General features: G+C 65.8%; 16 protein-coding genes. 10 read left to right on the forward strand and 6 right to left on the reverse strand.

Features of this window, described 5'->3' with window-relative positions; translation table 11 throughout:
* Positions 1-24 precede the first annotated feature (24 nt).
* Genes ACFQ58_RS04875 through ACFQ58_RS04895 form a run of 5 tightly spaced genes read left to right on the forward strand, consistent with a single transcriptional unit; the run spans position 25 to position 8,656 of the window.
* A complete protein-coding gene (locus tag ACFQ58_RS04875) occupies positions 25-3,192 on the forward strand; it encodes a BPTD_3080 family restriction endonuclease (RefSeq protein WP_376949925.1) in 3,168 nt (1,055 codons plus the stop codon).
* A gap of 2 nt (positions 3,193-3,194) precedes the next feature.
* Positions 3,195-5,897, forward strand: a complete 2,703-nt coding sequence (locus ACFQ58_RS04880) for a site-specific DNA-methyltransferase (protein ID WP_376949926.1) — start codon at positions 3,195-3,197, stop codon at positions 5,895-5,897.
* Positions 5,894-7,663: an ATP-dependent endonuclease gene (locus tag ACFQ58_RS04885; protein ID WP_376949927.1), complete on the forward strand. Its 1,770-nt coding sequence runs from the start codon at positions 5,894-5,896 to the stop codon at positions 7,661-7,663. The genes ACFQ58_RS04880 and ACFQ58_RS04885 overlap by 4 nt, the downstream gene beginning before the upstream one ends.
* 1 nt (position 7,664) lies before the next feature.
* Positions 7,665-7,982, forward strand: coding sequence for a UvrD-helicase domain-containing protein (locus tag ACFQ58_RS04890; protein ID WP_376950335.1), 318 nt, complete (start codon positions 7,665-7,667; stop codon positions 7,980-7,982).
* A gap of 32 nt (positions 7,983-8,014) precedes the next feature.
* Complete coding sequence (locus ACFQ58_RS04895) at positions 8,015-8,656, forward strand: hypothetical protein (RefSeq protein ID WP_376949928.1); 642 nt, start codon at positions 8,015-8,017, stop codon at positions 8,654-8,656.
* On the opposite strand, the gene ACFQ58_RS04900 is transcribed toward ACFQ58_RS04895, so the two are convergent.
* Complete coding sequence (locus tag ACFQ58_RS04900; protein WP_376949929.1) at positions 8,653-10,662, reverse strand: hypothetical protein; 2,010 nt, start codon at positions 10,660-10,662, stop codon at positions 8,653-8,655. The two genes, ACFQ58_RS04895 and ACFQ58_RS04900, sit on opposite strands and share 4 nt — an antisense overlap.
* A gap of 140 nt (positions 10,663-10,802) precedes the next feature.
* Between ACFQ58_RS04900 and ACFQ58_RS04905 the strand changes: the two genes are divergently transcribed.
* Both ACFQ58_RS04905 and ACFQ58_RS04910 read left to right on the forward strand, forming a co-directional pair.
* The gene (locus tag ACFQ58_RS04905) at positions 10,803-11,330 is read left to right on the forward strand and encodes a hypothetical protein (RefSeq protein WP_376949930.1); all 528 of its coding nucleotides are present in this window, start codon (positions 10,803-10,805) and stop codon (positions 11,328-11,330) included.
* Positions 11,327-12,112 carry an SDR family oxidoreductase gene (locus ACFQ58_RS04910; RefSeq protein WP_376949931.1) on the forward strand — a complete coding sequence of 262 codons (786 nt, stop codon included), beginning with the start codon at positions 11,327-11,329 and terminating at the stop codon, positions 12,110-12,112. The genes ACFQ58_RS04905 and ACFQ58_RS04910 overlap by 4 nt, the downstream gene beginning before the upstream one ends.
* Positions 12,113-12,167: 55 nt before the next feature.
* On the opposite strand, the gene ACFQ58_RS04915 is transcribed toward ACFQ58_RS04910, so the two are convergent.
* The 5 genes from ACFQ58_RS04915 to ACFQ58_RS04935 all read right to left on the reverse strand — a co-directional run bounded on the left by ACFQ58_RS04915 (position 12,168) and on the right by ACFQ58_RS04935 (position 15,766).
* The gene (locus ACFQ58_RS04915) at positions 12,168-12,437 is read right to left on the reverse strand and encodes a DUF1876 domain-containing protein (protein ID WP_376950336.1); all 270 of its coding nucleotides are present in this window, start codon (positions 12,435-12,437) and stop codon (positions 12,168-12,170) included.
* 69 nt (positions 12,438-12,506) lie between these two features.
* Positions 12,507-14,072 carry a glycosyltransferase family 39 protein gene (locus ACFQ58_RS04920; RefSeq protein ID WP_376949932.1) on the reverse strand — a complete coding sequence of 522 codons (1,566 nt, stop codon included), beginning with the start codon at positions 14,070-14,072 and terminating at the stop codon, positions 12,507-12,509.
* Positions 14,069-14,482, reverse strand: coding sequence for a HepT-like ribonuclease domain-containing protein (locus ACFQ58_RS04925; RefSeq protein WP_376949933.1), 414 nt, complete (start codon positions 14,480-14,482; stop codon positions 14,069-14,071). Before ACFQ58_RS04925 ends, ACFQ58_RS04920 begins: the two co-directional genes overlap by 4 nt.
* A 12-nt stretch (positions 14,483-14,494) precedes the next feature.
* Positions 14,495-14,995 (reverse strand): nucleotidyltransferase domain-containing protein, encoded by a 501-nt coding sequence (locus tag ACFQ58_RS04930; RefSeq protein ID WP_376949934.1) that lies wholly within the window; start codon positions 14,993-14,995, stop codon positions 14,495-14,497.
* Positions 14,996-15,085: 90 nt separating this feature from the next.
* Positions 15,086-15,766, reverse strand: a complete 681-nt coding sequence (locus tag ACFQ58_RS04935; RefSeq protein WP_376949935.1) for an O-methyltransferase — start codon at positions 15,764-15,766, stop codon at positions 15,086-15,088.
* Between the two features lie 304 nt (positions 15,767-16,070).
* On the opposite strand from ACFQ58_RS04935, the gene ACFQ58_RS04940 reads away from it, so the two are divergent.
* The 3 genes from ACFQ58_RS04940 (at position 16,071) to ACFQ58_RS04950 (ending at position 18,359) form a co-directional block, all read left to right on the forward strand.
* On the forward strand, positions 16,071-16,277 hold the full coding sequence (locus ACFQ58_RS04940) for a hypothetical protein (RefSeq protein WP_376949936.1): 207 nt from the start codon (positions 16,071-16,073) through the stop codon (positions 16,275-16,277).
* Between the two features lie 239 nt (positions 16,278-16,516).
* On the forward strand, positions 16,517-17,029 hold the full coding sequence (locus ACFQ58_RS04945) for a methylated-DNA--[protein]-cysteine S-methyltransferase (protein ID WP_376949937.1): 513 nt from the start codon (positions 16,517-16,519) through the stop codon (positions 17,027-17,029).
* Positions 17,030-17,441: 412 nt separating this feature from the next.
* Positions 17,442-18,359 (forward strand): NAD-dependent epimerase/dehydratase family protein, encoded by a 918-nt coding sequence (locus tag ACFQ58_RS04950; RefSeq protein WP_376949938.1) that lies wholly within the window; start codon positions 17,442-17,444, stop codon positions 18,357-18,359.
* Positions 18,360-18,407: the final 48 nt, after the last annotated feature.

Raw genomic sequence — 18,407 nt, forward strand, 5'->3', positions numbered from 1 at the left:
CGCGACTCGCGCTGGAGCTGTGGGATGACCACGCAAGACACCCTCGCTAACCCGATCATCAACTCGCCCTACGACGAGCCGCGGAAGCACTTCGTCCTCGGTGACAACGGACCGACCGGCGAGATCGCCGATCGCCGTCGCCCAAGCGAGTTCTTCATCCCCGTCCCGAAGGCGAAGAAGGGCGGAAAGAAGCAGGCGGATGCCGGCCAGCAGCTCTTCGACCTGAATGTCACTGACGAGAAGATCGAGCGCAACGACGCGATCGACCAACTCCGCGCCGAGGTGCGCACCTGGCGGCACCGGGGGTACGAGCGCGTCACTCCGATCTCGAAGAAGCTGCTGCTCCACTGGGCCGACCCGACCCGCGAGAACCGCATCCTGTTCGCCCAGCGCGAGGCGGCAGAGACTGCGGTCTTTCTCACCGAGGTGATCGGGCGCCGCGATTACACGCCGAGCGTCGGCTCCGCCGACTGGCGCGAGTTGCTCAAAGAGGCGAACGACTCCCACAACGGAGGTCTGCCGCGACTGGCGCTGAAGATGGCGACGGGCTCAGGGAAGACCGTCGTGATGGCAATGCTCATCGCCTGGCAGACGCTCAACAAGATCGCGAGCCCGCACGATGCGCGCTTCGTCAAACGCTTCGTCGTTGTGACGCCCGGCATCACGATCCGTGATCGCCTCGGCGTCCTGCAGCCAGAGCACCCCGAGAACTACTACGACCAGCGCGAGGTGGTGCCTGCCGACCTGCGGGAGCAGCTTGGGCAGGCGCAGATCGCGATCGTCAACTATCACCAGTTCCAGGCGAAGGACTCGATGGAGATCAAGGGCGTCTCCGCGAACACCCGGAAGCTCCTGCTCGGTGGCAAGAAGGTGGAAGATCCGTTCAGGGAGACGCCTCAGGCCATCGCGAGTCGAATCATGCGCAAGCTCGGCGGGGGGAAGGGTGAGATCATCGTCCTCAACGACGAGGCGCACCACTGCTACCAGCCAAACACAACCTTGTCCGACGCCAACGCCGATCTCACGAGTAAGCCCGACGCCGAGATGAAGGCCGAGAACGAGGATGCCACGGTCTGGTTCAAGGGGCTGCAGTACCTCAAGCGTCACGTCGGCGTGAAGTCGATCTACGATCTCTCCGCGACGCCGTTTTACCTCAAGGGTTCAGGGTGGAGTGAGGGTCTGATCTTCCCGTGGACGGTGAGTGACTTCTCGCTCATGGACGCGATCGAGTCGGGCATCGTGAAGATCCCTCGGCTGCCGGTCGACGACGACGCTGAGGGAAAGCAGGTTCAGTACCTTCACCTCTACGACCAGGTGAAGGATGACCCGAACTGGCCGAGGTCGGCGAAGGCAGGACCCCTCGAACCAGGGCAGTGGACGATCCCGGCCGCGCTCGAAGGCGCGCTCCGAAGTCTCTACAAGAGTTACGAGGCGTCCTTCGCGGAGTGGGAGAGCCACCTTCGCGATCTTGGGGAGACGCCGCCGGTCATGATCGTCGTTTCGCCCAACACCTTCGTCTCGAAACTCATCTACGACTGGATCGCCGGTTACGAGAAGCAGGTCGGCGGCGAGATGATGCACGTGGCAGGGAGGCTGGAGAAGTTCAGCAACGTCGAGGGCGATCGTTTCCATGCACGCCCGCGCACGATCATCGTCGACTCAAGGCAGCTCGAAAGCGATGACGCGATGAAGGCCGACTTCAAGGAGGCCGCAGCGGAGGAGATCGAGGCATTCAAGCGTCAGCTCCGGGAGGAGGGCCGCGGCCACGACATCGAGAAGCTGACGGATAAAGACCTGCTCCGCGAGGTGATGAACACCGTCGGGAAGAAGGGCAAGCTCGGCGAGCAGGTCCGGTGCGTCGTGAGTGTAGCGATGCTTACCGAGGGTTGGGACGCAAACACCGTCACACACATCCTCGGCATCCGCGCCTTCGGGTCTCAGTTGCTCTGCGAACAGGTGGTGGGACGCGGTCTCCGCCGGCGGTCATACTCGGCAGACCCGGAAACTGGGTTCTTTGGCGCCGAGTACTCCAACATTTACGGGATCCCGTTCGCGTTCATCCCATCCGACAAACCAGTTGCGCCGGGTAAACCCGCTGATCCGCCAACGCGCGTCGAGGCGCGACAGGATCGAGACCACCTGCGCATCGATTTCCCGGTGCTGAGCGGCTACCGGGTTGAACTGCCGGAAGGTCCGGTCTGGTTTGATCCCGAGGACGCTGATCATCTCACGATCGATGGGGCCACCGTTCCCACGTGGGTTGATACCGCAGGCATCGTGGGGGCTGGCGAACGCATTGAAGGTATCGCTGCAACTCGAGAGCAGCAGCTGGCGTTCGAAATCGCCGGCAAAGTGCTTCAGACTTACTACTCGTCCGATGGGGAGAGTCGCCCGTGGATGTTTCCCTCGCTCGTGGAGTACTCGAAGCAGTGGATGCGAAACTGTGTCCATCTCGGCCACGGCTACACCATTGACTACCTCTCGCTTGCCGAGATGCAGCAGCTCGCAGCAGAAGCGGTTCAGAATGCGATCACTCGTCAGAAGGACGAGAACGATTCGGAGCGTCGTCCCCGCCTTCGCCCCATCTTGCGGTCCTTCGGCGCCTCGTGGTCTACCGACACCGTGCGCTTCGACACGCGCAAGAAGACCATCGAGACCACCCACTCGCACGTCAGTCATGTCACGCTCGACGGCAAGGATGGCAACGAGTGGGAGAAGAAGGTGGCGAAAGTGTGCGAGGGTATCGCCGCTGACGGCTTAATTACGAGCTATGTGAAGAACGACCAGCTCGGGTTCACGATTCCGTACGTGCACAAAGGGGTCTCGCACCAGTACTTGCCGGACTTCCTGCTCAAGCTCAACCCCAGGGCCACAGTCGATGCCATTAACCCCGACATGCCTCGGTATCTCATCGTTGAGGTTTCCGGGTCGCAGAAGAGCCCGGGCCCGACGAAAGAAAAGGCGCGCACTGCACGCGACTCGTGGTGCGTCGCCGTCAATAATCACGGCGGCTTCGGTCGCTGGGGCTACATCGAGCTTGGCAAGCACGGCGTCGATGATGCGGACGACGTCCTGAGACAGGCAATCCGTTCCCTCTTGCGGGATGAGGAAATTGTCGGCGACCCCGACCTCCTGAACAGCGGAATCCTCGCCGGGATCAGCCCGCGTCAGTACTCGAACACGGAAGGCTGAGCATGGCTCGCGCTGCAAAGTCGAAGGGCCCGACCCCGGTCGACTCGATCAAGCACACTGAAACCCGCACGAACATCCCGACAGCGGACGCAGCGCCGCACTTCTACGATGAAGCAGCCGATCAGCGCGAACCGCTCGAATACGCGCGTTATGCCGGATTGGCCGCCGAGCGAGCCGCGCGCGACGAGGCGCTCGACCCGCAACTCGTCTGGCGAGGCAAGGATGCCCAAGACGACGAAGACCTTGTCGTCGACGCGCCGCCGATCTACATCCAGGAGAAGATCGACCCGCGCGTGCTAATCGAAAACCTGCGGAAGACAGCCTCAGCGGGCGAGCCTGAGCCGGAGCTCACGTTGTTCGACACGTTTGATGGGCTTGATGAGCTCTCGGCGGTCGAGTATTACCAGCACGAGGCCGCGTGGTCGAACCGGATGATCCTCGGTGACTCGCTGCAGGTCATGGGGTCACTCGCTGATCGCGAACAGTTGCGGGGCAAGGTGCAGATGGTCTACATCGACCCGCCGTACGGTATCAAGTTCGGCTCGAACTGGCAGGTCTCCGCGCGCAACCGCGACGTAAAGGACGGCAAGCTCGAGGACGCTGCGCGCGAGGCCGAACAGATTAGAGCGTTCCGCGACACCTGGGAAGATGGGATCCACTCCTATCTGACATACCTGAGGGACCGACTCGTTGTTGCGCGCGACCTGCTCACAGAGAGCGGCAGTTTGTTCGTACAGATCGGCGATGAAAACGTTCATCTTGTCCGGTCGCTACTCGACGAGGTTATGGGAGCTGAGAATCTAGTTAGCGACATAATATTCGTGACGACTACGAGCGCCACGTCCGAGCATCTTGCTCCGGTCGCAGATCGAATCCTGTGGTTCGCCAAGGATCGCGACCGGCTGAAGTACCGCCAGTTGTACCTTAAGAAGCGGGCCGGTGAAGTCGGCGCGAATGCGTACACCAAGGTCGCACTCCCGAGCGGTGGCACGCGACCTCTTCAGCCCGCCGAGAAGGCAGATCCGAGCCTCTTGCCCCAGGGGGCACGTATCTACGCGACAGACAATCTCACTTCGCAGCGGCCTCCTGGCAGTTATCCAGTCGAAGTTGGCGATAAGGTCTTTGTGCCGGGCAAGGGCTACTGGAAGACACACCCGGACGGAATGAGGCGACTCAACTGGGCAGCAAGGCTCCAGCCCGTCGGCAACACACTGCGCTACGTTCGCTATCTGGATGACTTCGCCGCGTATCCGATCGCGAATGTATGGACGGACACCACCACTGCGGGATTCGCCGCCGACAAATTGTACGTCGTTCAGACGAATGTCAAAGTGATCGAGCGCTGCATGCTGATGTGCACTGACCCGGGCGATTTGGTCCTGGACCCGACTTGCGGCTCCGGCACCACGGCATATGTCGCCGAGCAATGGGGTCGCCGCTGGATCACGGTCGACACGTCGCGCGTCGCGCTCGCTCTTGCGCGTCAGCGACTGATGGGTGCGAAGTATCCGTTCTACCTACTCGCCGATTCCACCGAGGGACGCAAGAAGGAGCAGGAGCTCACGGGCAAGCCGCTTCCGCCGGCAGACACGAGCCGCGACATCCGTCATGGCTTCGTCTACGAGCGGGTGCAGCACATCACGCTGAAGTCGATCGCGAACAACCCTGACATTCGTGAGGGCATGACTCGTGATGAGATTGACCGGGCGATCAAGCGCTATGCCGACTACGAGTTGCTTTACGACAAGCCGTATGAAGACAGGGGCCGCATCCGCGTCGCAGGACCGTTCACCGTTGAGAGCCTCTCGCCGCACCGCTCACTGAGTTTCGAAGACGCCGATGCGTTCCGTGAGCAGCCGTCTGAGACCGACGACCGAAGCTTCGAGCAGTCGGTGCTCGACAACCTGCTGAAAGCGGGAATCCAGAACGGACGAAAGGCCGAGCGGCTTGAGTTCGCGTCGATCGAGGCCTACCCGGATCCGTACATCCAGGCGATTGGCGAGCGTCAGGACGAAGGCGGCGGCGAGGCATCCCGTGTGGCGATCGCGCTTGGCCCGCAGTACGGCACGGTGAGTCCCGGCTACATCAAGAAGGCCGCAAAGGCGGCAATCGATGCCGGCATCGGGCTCGTCGCTGTGCTTGGCTTCGCGTTCGATCCTCTTGCGACGGGGGTGACCGAGTCCGACGGCATTATGGTCGTCGGCGATGAGGGCTTCGCGACCGTCGAGGGCCAGCGAAAGCTTGGACGGACGCAAGTGCTCCTCGTGCGCATGAACTCCGACTTGCTCATGGGTGAAGAACTCAAGAAGACGGGCGCCGGCAACCTTTTCACCGTGTTCGGGGAGCCGGACATTGCGGTCGCTGAGGTCGCCGATGGCCAGCTGCAGGTGACACTGCGGGGAGTCGATGTCTACGACCCGACTCGCGGTGAGACCCGCAGCTCTGGCATCGACCGCATTGCGCTCTGGATGGTCGACATCGACTACAACGAGGAATCGTTCTTTGTACGGCACTGCTACTTCACCGGCGGCAATGACCCATACAAGAAGCTCAAGACCGCGCTGAACGCGGAGATCGACGCCGATGCGTGGGCCTCGCTGTACAGCGACGTCTCCAAGCCGTTCGATAAGCCCACGACCGGCAAGATCGCGGTCAAGGTTATCAATGACTATGGCGACGAGGTGATGAAGGTCATCGAGGTATGAAGCTCACACACGTCCGGATCAAGGACTTCCGAAGCTTCACGGGCGAGCATGATTTCGAGGTCTCGAGTGGTGTGAACTATTTCGTCGGACCGAACAACTACGGTAAATCGAACCTTATCCGGTCACTTGAACTTGCCTTGGATCCAGACTCCCAGTACGTGCCCGATCGCGACAGACCCGCAAAACTCTCGCCGGCTGGCGGCGCACCGCGCAAGACCCGTATCACTCTCCGTTTCTCAGTCGGTTCATCGGGCCCGGAGAAGACCCTTTTGGCCAGAGCGGAGGCGTACGAACAGAAGCTCCGAGGAGGGCGGGCGGCGCGAAGCGGCACCAACGCCACTTTCGCAGCGGACGGGGAAGTGCACTTCGTAACAGAGTTCGGAAGCAGCGGCGCTCGAGTAACAAGCTTCCAGGCAAAAGCAGAGGGTGCTCGTTCGCTGAAGGAGGACAGCGCAGAGCACATCGACCTACTCAAGCAGTTTCGGTCGGTGGTGAGATTCGCGGTAGTTCACAGCGGAGAGGATCTTGAGTCCCTCCTCAAGGGGAAGTTCACGGAGATCCTGCAGCTCGTAATCTCAGACCACCTCAACGATGAGATGAGTAAGGCAGAGAAGGCACGCGAAGACTACCTGTCCGCGCTTCAGGCTCAGCTCCTCGAACCACTTCGTCATAAGATTGAAGGCAGGGTTCATGGCATGTTCCCCGAGATATCGGTTGCCAATCTCGTCCCGTCTGTGCCGACAGTGTCCGAGACACTATCGTCGGTCGATGTTCGTCTTGGCGACACCGTCACGTTGACAGGGCTCGCGGACAAGGGAACGGGCGTTCGCGGCGCGGTTCTCGTGTCTATGCTTCAGTACTTGGCCGAACAGAGCCGACGATCGCTTGTGCTTGCGGTTGAAGAACCTGAAGCGTTTCTCCATCCAGCGGCGCAAGAGGCCACGCGGGGTCATCTGGAGGACCTTGCTAGCCGTGCCGACGTATCGCTCATTGTGACGACGCATTCACCGTACGTAATCTCACACGAACAGTCCGCTCTGGTGACTGAGTTGAGGAAGAACTCCGAAGGCATCACGGAGAAGGCGGCTTCGCTTTCTGGCAACGAATCGAGAGCTGAGCTGCTCGGTTCCCTGTATCGCGATGCCGGGCTTGCCCACCTACTCGAACGGGCACTCGAGATCCCAAGCGACGCTGCGGCGGTCGTGGTTACGGAAGGATACACAGACGGACTCTTCCTTCAAGCTTGTTGCAAAGCTTCAGGACGGGACGAGCTGCTCGAAGGACTGCATTTCGTTCCAGCGCACGGAGCGAGCAAGGTCGTTCCACAAGCCATTCTTGCCGCTGCGGGGACGACCCTTCCGGTCATCGCTGTGCTCGATCATGACGACAACGGCCGCGCGGCAGCTGACAAGCTGAAGAGCTTCAACTGGGAGCCAACCAAACGAATACTCAGCCTGTCGAAATGGCCCGGAAAATGTTCACGCGGCCACGACGTCGAGATCGAGGATCTCCTGCCCCCTGGGGTTGTCAATGCCATCGTTTCTGAAGTTGGAGAGGATGCGGCGGTCGATGCCAAGGTCCGCTGTGGGGCGGGCTGGCACTTGAGCCTGAGTAACCGTTGGAAAGACGCTGCGATCGAGCGTCTCGAGGCGTTGCTCATTGCGGAGGCGGACCCCGCGGCCGGCATGATCTGGCTCGCGGAAGAGATTCAGCGTCGAGCAGGCATGAGCGCCAACACCCCTGAGCGAGGCACCGCGAGTGCTTGAGATGTCGGGTTATACGCCAGCACAGAGAGCTGCGATCAACGAGCTCACGCATCCGCTGCAACTCATCGCATGCGCTGGATCGGGCAAGACGCATGTGATCTCCCAGCGGATCTCTCGAATCCTCGCCCAGCCCGGCGTGAAGCCGGGCAACATCATCGCCTTCACCTTCACCGAGAAGGCGGCCGCCCATGCAGCTGGGCAACTGGGGGCAGTCGGCCGCCGGAGATCATCGACGTGCCGCGAGATGGCGCCCATTCGGGGACTCGTGGCGCGAGCCATCGGCGGACTAGCTTGCGGGTCGAGACCGTCATCTTCGTGACCCGAGCGGATGGAGCGGACGGTGGCGCATGAGTGGGTGGCGCGACGCTGCTGGTTTCGATGGCCGGCGTGAATCCGCTCAGCACCGTGGCGCTCGTCCTCGCCATCCTGAGCGGAATCTGCGTCGTATTGGGAGTCGGCCTTGTCATCTTCGATGTCGCATCCGGGCGAGAGCGGGCCCGGTCGAGCCCGAAGCCGTCCGCGCCGCCGACAGAACTGGAGCAGGCGGGGTTCCAGGCGACCGGTCTGGCGACGATGGACGCGTCACGCTGGGTGCCGGCGGTCATCCTGAAGCTCGCGTGCGACGGCGAACTCGCGATCATCGATCGACGTCCGCGCGACCTCCGCACGAGCGGGGTGTGGGACCCGCCCGTCCTGTGGGTCAAGGCCACGTCAGATAGGGGTGCGGTCGACCTCCTCCGCAGCGCAATAGCACCTGACCGCGGCGCGCAGGTTCAGTTGATTCGGACGGATGAGGTCGCGCTCCGGCTCGGCGAACTGACCGCGCGAGATCTCGGTCCCACGTTCCGTCCGCGCACCATAATCGACACAGAAGCCGGTGACGGCAGCCTAGAAGGCTCGTCAATTGCACTATGTGGCTGGGGCCGCGCTGCGATGAATTACTCGCCTACTCGGTCTTATGTGTCTCCTGTGTCGTCGAGTGCTCATCGCTAGACGATTCCAACTGCCGCCGCAGGAGGGCAGCGTAGTGCGCCATGCCGGTGGGGTTTGCCAGCTTCGGCGGACTTGCGATACCAATCCTTCGCTGCTGGGTCGCCGCGTTGTTCGAGGAAGTGGCCGTAATTGGCCATTCCACCGGGACTCCCAGCGTCGGCGGACATCCGCAGCCAATCCTCGGCCGTCTCATCACCGCGGTGTTCGAGCAGCGCGCCGTAATTCGCCATGCCCGTCGGGTCGTGCCCTTCGGCGGACTTGCGCAACCACATTTCGGCACGTGCGTCTTCGCGTTGTGCAAGGAGCGTGCCGTAGTTTGACATGCCACGGAGGTCGCCGGCTTCAGCTGACTTGCGCAACCAGTCCTCGGCTGTGGGATCGTCCCGTTGTGCGAGGAGTGTGCCGTAATTGCCCATGGCGGATGGGTAGCCGGCTTCGGCGGCCTTCCGGTACCAGCGTTCTGCTTCAGGATCGCCGCGTCGGGTGAGAGCAGCGGCGTAATTGAACATTCCAACGGGGTAGCCGGCCTCAGCCGACTGGCGGTACCAGTCCTCGGCTCCCGGATCGCCGCGTTGTTCCAGTGAGTATCCATAATTGGACATGCCCAGCGGGTCGCCAGCGTCGGCGGATTTGCGGTACCAAGTCTCGGCTTCCGGGTTGTCGCGCTCTGCGAGCAAAGTGCCGTACACGAGCATGCCTCGTGCATCACCAGCCTCGGCCGCGCGCTGAGCGAGAAGGAGGGTCGTGTCCATCTTGGGGTCTTGCCAGTATGCAATCACCGCGGCGTAAGTGAGCTGCTCCGGTCTCGCAGGAGCTTGAGCGATTTCTTCCCAAACGAATTTCGGGATGCCCTCGTACAGATGCGTTGGATCCTGCTCGACGAGCGCCGTGAGATGGCCGAACGGCAGCCAAGATCCCTTCTCAGGTTCGAGTAATCGAAAGACTCGGCGCTCAGGGCTCGGTAGCCATTCCTCGGCCCAGCGCACTTGTTCGTCGGCGGACTCATTTGAGGCCGCGAGACCGAGGGCATCGTAATACTTGCCGACCAGACCGACCGCGACATCGTTCGGTACCGCCTCGCTGATACCACTTCGACGCCAATCCACAGCAGCTCTGAGCAATGCATAGGCATACGGATGGAGATCGCGCGCGTCTCGGAAGCGCCGTTCAGCCTCACCGCCACCAGCTAGGTACTCGCCTAGGCCGAACTCGACGACGCCTCGGGCGATGGATTCCGGCAGTTGCTTCGCAAGCTCTCGGCGGGTGGCCGCGCTATCCGTTCGAAGGCGGATGACGTGAAATCGCTCCAGTACCCGACGCGTATCGATCGGGAGTTCCGCTCCCACGCCGAGAACCGTCTCATAGATGCGGCTCTCCAGCGTCGCGACCGCGATGTTCCCCATCTCTGAGATGCGGTCCATGTCGTTTGAACTGAGGCCGTTGTTCGCTAGAGTCTCCTCGAACCTGGGGAAGAACACGATGTGGCCTGTGAATCTCGCGTTTTCGAAGAGGAGGTCGTGCACGGCTTTCGCTTCGATGGGGATGAGAATCGGCATTTCTCTAAGGCGATCGTCGGTACGCAGCAGTTGACCAAGGAGCCTCGACTTTCCTGCGAGAGGTCGACCGACGATCAGTACGGATTCGCCGCGCGCGATTGCGTCGCGAACGTGATCCTCGACCCCGCGGGAGACATAATCGACATCCGCGAGGGCCGGGTGAACTCCCATGTCGGACAGCAACGCGTCTTTGGCCAAGAGAGGCCGACGGTTCGGGCCCGTTGCGAAGGCTCCCCGCCTGATTTTCGCGATCGGGCCCGACCGTGTCCGGCGCCGATCCACGATGCCGACGACGGCCGAAGCCATCGCCACGACGAACGCGATGATCGCGGCGAGGGCCTTTTGTTTGAAGGCGTCGGATGCAAGCAGGACCGCGAATCCGCCCAGCACGGCGAGAACGCATACGATCCACGGGATCGCATCTCGACTCGAGCGAACTTTCTCTGCCACGTCGCGCCTCCTCCGCGAGATCGCGCGGTGAGCCCCCCAGCCCTTGCGAGAAGGGTAGCGCAGGCGCGCCGGCGTCATCTCAGCTCACAACTCTCACACTTCGGCCGCGCCAGTGCCGCCAGAAGAGTATGAAGAGAGGCATGCGCAGGATCCACACGGTCGCGCTCGCCCTTTCGGCGACGATCGCGTTCTTCGTCGGCGGGTGGGCGTTCTTCGCGCCCCGCTCCTTCTTTGACTCCTTCCCGGGGGTGCTCGGGCAGTGGGTCGCGACCGACGGGCCGTTCAACGAGCACCTCGTCCGCGACGTCGGGGCGTTCTACCTCGGGCTCGGCGTCGCGAGCGTCGCGGGGCTCGTGTGGCGCAGCCCTGTCGTGTTCCGCATCCTCGGCCTCGCGTGGACGACGTTCGGCGTGCTGCACCTCTGGTACCACGCCACACACCTCGACCACCTGCAGGCAGACGCCGCCGTCGGCACGGTCGTGTCGCTCTCGATCAGCCTGGCGCTCGGCGTCGTGCTGCTGGTCCCCGGGCCGCGGGCGGGCGGCGGTGACAACACCAGCAGAGCGGATGTCGCGAGCCCGACGGATGCCACGGGCAGCGCGTTGCGCGCGGGCGGCGTCGGCTCCGCGACATCCGCCCGCACCACCACGGAGGGGGAGACCCGATGAGGATCGCCGTCGCAGGAGCAACCGGCAACGTCGGACGCCACGTCATCGAGTCCGCGACGGCGCGTGGGCACGACATCCTGACCCTCACGCGCCGGGCCGGATACGACCTCGAGAAGGGCACCGGACTCGCGGGCGCGCTCGACGGGGTCGACGCCGTGATCGACGTGGCGAACGTGACGACCACGTCGACGCGCCGCTCGCGCGAGTTCTTCACAGCGGTGTCGTCGCACCTGCTGGCGGCCGAGCGCGACGCCGGCGTCGGGCACCACGTCGCGCTGTCGATCGTCGGCATCGACGGCGTCGACGCGGCGTACGACGCGGGCAAGCTCGCGCAGGAGGCCCTCGTGACGCGCGGTGACGTGCCGTTCACGCTGCAGCGCGCGACGCAGTTCCACGAGTTCGCGGAGCAGATCGTGCGCCAACTCTCACTCGGCCGGCTCACCCTCGTCCCCAAGGGACTCGCGCGGCCCGTCGCGGCGCGCGACGTCGGCGCCCGTCTCGTCGAGCTCGCCGAGGCGGGCCCGGCCGGACGCGTGCGCGACCTCACGGGTCCCCGCGAGGAGCGGCTCGCCGACATGGTGCGCCGCATGATCGCGTTCGACGGGGTGAAGCGGCGCGTGGTCGAGTTCCCGCTGCCCGGCAGGTTCGGGCGGGCCACCGCCTCGGGGCAGCTGCGCGGCGGCGCCGACGCCCAGCGGGGCACGATCGACTTCGACGCGTGGCTGCGCTCGCCGGATCACACGGCGCTCCGCGCGGGCGCCGGCGCCGCGACATCCGCCTGACGACGCCCTGCCGCCACTCGCGGTCGCGGTCGCGATCGCCGCTCAGCCAGGCGACCTACCGGTGCACGTGCGACGGCTGCCCCGTGACGCTCGAGATGTCCCGCTCCGTCGTATGGCGCAGGCGCTCGGCGAGGTTGCTCAGGGCCCGGGCGACCGCGAGCTCGTCGCCGATCTCGGCGACGTCGGGGTCGAGCGGGTTGCGGTTCGCCTTGCCGACGCCGGTCACGTCCTGACCTGACGGTGTGCGGAGGCTGGCCTGGGCCAGCGTCATGCCCTCTTCTTCGTCGATGTCGACGGTGATGCTCCACTGCTTCGTCGCAGGCATGGAACTCACCACCCCTCCTGGTTGCGTTCCGCCTTTCAGGGTACCGAGATGCCGCGCGGGCGGCGAGGGTCAGTCGAGGTGCGCGAAGCGCGGCCACGCCTCGCTCCACGGCATCCGCATGCCGGTGCACACCGTGATCGGCAGGCGCTGCTCCTCGTTGTCCACATCCACATCGTTGTCGAGCAGCCTGCGCACCTCGCAGGACTCGAAGAGCGGCCCCACGAACGCCGGCGAGTATCCGACGAAGATGGCGGCGTCCGCGCCATCCGTCGGCCGCGCAGCGAACCAGAGCTCGTTGTGCCCGCTGAAGACCCGATCGGCGGAGACGCCGAGCGCCGGCCCGAAGCGGTCGAGCGCGCCGGCCTCGCCGTAGTTGGCCGCAACGATGGGAGGGTCGCCCGGCACGTCGGCCGCGACATCCGCGACCTGCTGCACGTACTCGGGCCAGCCGACGGTGTCGCGCGTGACCTGGTTGATCGCGGGCAGGGAGGTGGCGCCGACCACGTCGACGGGCACGAGCGGCAGCGCGATCACCGCCGAGATCGCGCCGTTCACCGCGACGGCCGCCCAGACGACGGCGCGCCGCGCGCGGGTGCGCATCCACTCGGCGACGGGCACGCAGCCGAGCGCGAGCAGCACCTGCACCACCCCGAGGGGGTAGTAGAACTGCGAGCTGCCCACGAACGTGAACACGAGCGCGACGACGAGGGCACCGACCAGCAGGCGGATGTCGCGCCACGCGCGCCGACGGAACAGCCCCACGAGCCCGGCCACCCAGACCGGCACGAGCAGCGGACCCACGAGCAGCAACAGCATCGGCCACATCAGCCAGCGCGTCTCGCCGCCGTCGTTCTCGGCGAGCGCGGCGCCCATCGCGGACTGCGGCCAGTCGTTCGCGACCTGGCACGCGAGATTCGGCAGCGCGAGCACGACGGCGATGGCTACGCCGCCCCAGAGCCATGGGGATCGCAGCTCGCGCCACGGGCCGAAGGCGAGCAGTCCGACGCCGAGTCCCGCGAGCAGCACGGCGACCAGCAGCTTGTTGTAGCTGGCGAGGCCCGCGACGACTCCGACGGCGATCCACCAGCGGCCATCGGAGCGCAGCAGCGCACGGATGGCGAACAGGCAGACGAGCGGCCACACCACGAGGTCGAGCGACGACGTGACCAGCACGTGCCCGAAGATGATGGGGAACGCAGATGCCGCTGCCGTCCACGCCGCGAGGGCCTGGGCGCGGCGGGCGCCGCCGACCTCGCGGGCGATGAGGGCCGCCACGAGCACTGCGGCCACGGCCGACAGGATGGCGGGCACGTGCAGGAACCACGGCTCGTCGACGATCGATGCGAGCGTGCGGGCGATGAGCGGCGTGAGCGGCGGCTGGTCGACGTACCCCCACGCGGGGTCCAGCATCCGGAAGTAGAGCTCGTCGCGGTGGTAGCCGTAGGCATTGCTCGTGGCGGCGAGCACGGCGGCGAGGGCGAGCATCGCGGCGATGAGTGGGCCGCGGGCGAGCGGTTCGAGCCGGCCGCGCCCGGCGCCCACGGCCGGCGGCGAGGTCGGTGCACCTCTCGGGCCGGGGTGAGCGGATGCCACGTCCGGCCGTTCCGCCGGATTGGAAGTGGAGCCGGTGGTCACCGTGCAACCTTGGCAGGTTCGCGCGGCTCGCGCCCCGCGCCATCCGCTCGCCGGATGCGTCGAGACGGGCGTGCGCTCGCGTACGGCGGATCAGCCGCGAACGCGATCGAGCACCGCTCGAACCTCGGGAAGCTCCGGGAGACCGTCACCCACAAGGCGTCAGGGTCGATGCGGTCGTAGTGGTGCACGATGAAGTCGCGATTGCGTGCGGCCTGCGACCAAGTCGGATCGCGGAAGCGAATCGGATCGGATCGGCGGCGAGGAGACGCTTGGCCAGGTCGCCCACCCAGTTCGTGCCTCGAACGCGAGGGGGATTGCCGGATCACTGTCGAACGCGTCGCGTCCGCGAGCGGCGATGGCCGCCGCGGCGTCGAGTGTCGCAGTGAGGTCGTCGAGCCATCGGTCGACACGGTCGGATGGCCTCACAGTTCGACGGCTTCGTCGAGCACGGCTCGGTCCCGATGGGGGTCCAGGGATCGGCGCGAGACCACGTCGACGGGGCGGTCGAGCAATGACTCCAGATCGAGCGCGAACTGGGCGAGGTCGAACAGCGACGCATCCGCCTCAGGGTCGACGAGAAGGTCGATGTCGCTCTCTGCCGTGTCGTCGCCTCGCGCCACGGAACCGAACACGCGCACCGATCCAATGCGGTTCGCGCGGGCCAACCGCTCGATGAGCGGCTTGCGCCGCCGGAGCACCTCGAGGCTCGGGGTGGGGGCGCCGGGACCTCCTGAAGAGAAGGACGCGAAGGTCTCGTAGGGGATGAGCACGGCCTCGGGCCTGCGATGCGATCCGATGATGACGTTCTCAGCATCCGTTCCTCGCGCCCGGAAGTCGCGAAGGATGCGCGAGAGCCCCGCCCGCGCCTCGGCGACCGGCAGGACGGCTGCGGCGGCGAGGGGGTTCTGGTCACCTGCGCTCATGCTCCCAGTCAAGCGAATCTGTGCAGATTTCTGTACATCTCGCCCCGGGTCGGACGCGCGCGTCTGTATTGAGGACACTCTTCACGTGGCTCAGTTCTCGACGACGACGGCGATCGCCATGCCGTCCCACCCCTTCGAGCCCACGGTCTGCAGCGCCGTGGCATCCACCCGCGGGTCGCTTCCCAGAAACTCGAGCGCACGCCAGGTGCCGATCACCATCGGGTCGTTGCTGCCGGGGTTTGCGACTTCGCCCGCGCGGACGACGTTGTCGAGCACGATGACGGTGCCCGGATGTCCGATGCGGATCGCCCAATCGAGGTACACCGAGCCCGATTGCTTGTCGGCGTCGATGAACACCAGGTCGAACGGCTCGTCGCCGCGCGCCGCAATGCGCGGCAGCGTGTCGGCGGCCCGCCCTACGACGATCTCTACCTGCTCCGACACTCCCGCCCGTTCGAGGTTGGCGCGAGCCACATCGGCGTGCTTCTGCTCGAGCTCGAGCGTTACGACGCGACCATCGCGCGGGATGGCGCGGGCGAGCCAGATCGTGGAGTGGCCGCCGAGCGTGCCCACCTCGAGCACACGGCGCGCCCGCGTCATCCGCACCAGCAGGTTCAGAAACTTGCCGGTGAGCGGGGTGACGTCGATCGGCGGCAGACCCGCCGCGAGCGAAGCGGCCCGGGCAGCAGTCACGGCCGGGTCGTCGTCGAGCAGGGTCGTCGCGAGGTAGTCGTCGACGTGGCGCCAGTTCGCGGGAGTGAAGTCAGCCATGCGGTCAGCCTCGTCGCCGCGTGGCCCGGCGGTCAACGGGCGGCCGCACGTCACGTCAGCGCGTCATCGGCCCGGTCGACGCCGCCACGGCGTCGGCCCCCTGCTGCAGTGCGTCCTCCCGGGCCGAGCGTCGATGTGAGAGGTCGTCTGAGGTACCGGGCCGCGACCTGAGGTAGCGAGCCATCCGACTGAGGTAGGCGCCGCCCCGGAAGATACGGCACTCGCCCGATTCAGCGGGACCCCCTCAGCGAGGAATCTGATTGCAGGCGCCCGAAGGGGCCCGCAGATCTGAAGGGATCCGATCATGAACCTCGCAGCCGGCTACATCGCGCAGACGCTCCAGACCCACGACGAGCAGCTCGCCGGTCGAGTGAACGAGCAGCGCCGGATGGCGGCCGACCGCCGTGCCGACGCGGCCGAGCGCGCCGAACACCCCACCCTCCGCCACCGCATCGCCGGACGCGTTCTGCACCGCAGCCACCGCTCGGCGTCGGCGCTCGCAGCGCACTGAGCCGAACACGGCTCGTGTCAGCGGCATTCGCTGGAGTGCCGTTCGTGCGGAGGAGTGATCTTCCATTCCGACCTCGTGCGCAGAAACGGTACTCAGGCGGGCGTGGGTCGCACGCCGGGCCGGCCGATCGCCCGGATTCTGCGGCCGCCCGGCCGTCCGACCGCTTGGGCCGATTGTCAGGTCCGATTCCCGCCATCGGTACCGGCCCACCCGGCACGTCGACGCGCGAGAATCGACGCATGCCCCGCCGCCACGCCACGCTCCGCACGTCGATCGGCGACCTGCTCGTCGTCGCCGACGACGCGGGGCTGACCGGGATCTACTTCCCGGGCCATTGGCATCCGCCCGCTGCGGGCTCGACCGGGGTCGAGGTCGACACGCGCGGCGACGAGCTGTTCGCGCGGCTCGGCGTCGAACTCGACGAGTACTTCGCGGGACGCCGCATCCGCTTCGACCTACCGCTCGCGCCCGAGGGTGACGAGTTCCAGCACGCCGTATGGGCGATGCTGCGTGAGATCCCGTTCGGCGAGACCGTGACGTACGGCGAGCTCGCGGCGCGACTCGGCGACCGGAACCTCGCGCGGCGCGTCGGCGGCGCGGTCGGGCGCAATCCCATCAGCATCCTCGTACCGTGCCACCGCGTCGTCGGCGCCGACGGGTCGCTCACCGGGTACGCGGGCGGCCGCGACCGCAAGCGTCAGCTGCTCGAGCTCGAGGGCGCCGAGGTGGTCGCGCAGCGGCGGCTGTTCTAGGCGCGCCATCCGCCCCGCCGTATCGCCGGCGCCCCAGCCGCCCGGCACGAGTGGATGAGAATCCCGAATTCACCCGCCGGGGGTGCCCATCTCCCGGATTCTCATGCGTGACGTCGCGGCGCACCGTTGCCGCTGCATCCCGGCCGCGAGTATGCAGGACGACGCGAGTCAGGCCGCTCGTATGGCGACCCTGACGCGGCTCATCCTGCGAACTCAGAAGGGGAGTCGGCCATCCGGCAAGGCTGGTCGCATCGACGCGGGGTCGGTCGTGGCGAGCCACTCATGCCGCCGCTGGCCAGTCTCCGTCACACGGTGACCGTTGCCGACCGCGTGCCACGCACGACCGTCCAGCCTGCTGACCGCATGATTGCCGACAACGGGTCACGGAACGTGGTGCAGAACGGAGCATCTGATGAAGGTCCTCATCGCCGGCGGAACCGGGACGCTCGGCATGCCGATCGTGCGCAGTCTGCTGGAGGCCGGCCACTCGGTCGCGGGCATCGCGCGCACCCCCGAGGGCGCCGATCGTCTGCGCGCCGTCGGTGCCACCGCGCTCGCCGCCGACGCCATGGACCGCGAAGGCCTCCTCCGCGCCGTCGAGGGGAACGAGGCGGATGCCGTCGTCCATCAGCTCACCGCGCTGAAGAAGGCGCCGGCCGGCCACGGCGGGCTCGCCAGGACGAACGAGCTGCGCACCCAAGGCACGAGCAACCTGCTCGACGTGGCGAGAGCCGTCGGCGCGCGACGATTCGTGACCCAGTCGATCGTCTTCGGCTACGGGTACCGCGACCACGGCGATGAGGTCCTGACCGAGGAGTCGCCATTCGGCGAAACGAACGGCAGCCCGTTCGACGCCCACGTCAACGCGATGGTCTTCGCCGAGCAGCAGGCCCTCCATGCCGACGGCATCGACGGCATCGCCCTGCGCTACGGGTTGCTCTACGGCAACGACATCGACGCGGTCGTGCGGATGCTGCGTGCGAGGTCGCTCCCGGTCGCGGCTCGTGGCGGGCTCATCCCATTCGTCCATCACCAGGATGCCGCGGCCGCCACCGTCGCCGCGCTCGAACGGGGACACGGCGGCGAGGTCTACAACATCGTCGATGACACTCCGGCGACGTTCCGCGACCTCATCACCGCGGTCGCCGAGGCGCGGCACGCCCCCAAGCCGCTCGTGCTCCCGGCTTGGCTGCTCAAACTCGTGGCGCCGTACGGGGGTGTCGTGCTCGGTGAGGTGTCGATGCGCGTGTCGAACGCGAAGGCGAAACGCGAGCTCGGGTGGGCGCCGCGGTATCCGTCGTACCGGGACGGGGTCGCCGCCGCGCCGTAGGCTCCGCGTGATGGCGGCCGAGCCGATGGCATGCGAGGGCGGTGCGAG

The sequence above is a fragment of the Agromyces sp. NPDC056523 genome (assembly GCF_042794545.1).
Taxonomy (GTDB): Bacteria; Actinomycetota; Actinomycetes; order Actinomycetales; family Microbacteriaceae; genus Agromyces.

Coding starts and splice junctions, on each gene's coding strand:
- ACFQ58_RS04875 (WP_376949925.1), top strand. CDS start 25: ATGACCACGCAAGACACCCTCGCTAACCCGATCATCAACTCGCCCTAC.
- ACFQ58_RS04880 (WP_376949926.1), top strand. CDS start 3,195: ATGGCTCGCGCTGCAAAGTCGAAGGGCCCGACCCCGGTCGACTCGATC.
- ACFQ58_RS04885 (WP_376949927.1), top strand. CDS start 5,894: ATGAAGCTCACACACGTCCGGATCAAGGACTTCCGAAGCTTCACGGGC.
- ACFQ58_RS04890 (WP_376950335.1), top strand. CDS start 7,665: ATGTCGGGTTATACGCCAGCACAGAGAGCTGCGATCAACGAGCTCACG.
- ACFQ58_RS04905 (WP_376949930.1), top strand. CDS start 10,803: ATGCGCAGGATCCACACGGTCGCGCTCGCCCTTTCGGCGACGATCGCG.
- ACFQ58_RS04910 (WP_376949931.1), top strand. CDS start 11,327: ATGAGGATCGCCGTCGCAGGAGCAACCGGCAACGTCGGACGCCACGTC.
- ACFQ58_RS04915 (WP_376950336.1), bottom strand. CDS start 12,437: ATGCCTGCGACGAAGCAGTGGAGCATCACCGTCGACATCGACGAAGAA.
- ACFQ58_RS04930 (WP_376949934.1), bottom strand. CDS start 14,995: ATGAGCGCAGGTGACCAGAACCCCCTCGCCGCCGCAGCCGTCCTGCCG.
- ACFQ58_RS04935 (WP_376949935.1), bottom strand. CDS start 15,766: ATGGCTGACTTCACTCCCGCGAACTGGCGCCACGTCGACGACTACCTC.
- ACFQ58_RS04940 (WP_376949936.1), top strand. CDS start 16,071: ATGAACCTCGCAGCCGGCTACATCGCGCAGACGCTCCAGACCCACGAC.
- ACFQ58_RS04945 (WP_376949937.1), top strand. CDS start 16,517: ATGCCCCGCCGCCACGCCACGCTCCGCACGTCGATCGGCGACCTGCTC.
- ACFQ58_RS04950 (WP_376949938.1), top strand. CDS start 17,442: ATGAAGGTCCTCATCGCCGGCGGAACCGGGACGCTCGGCATGCCGATC.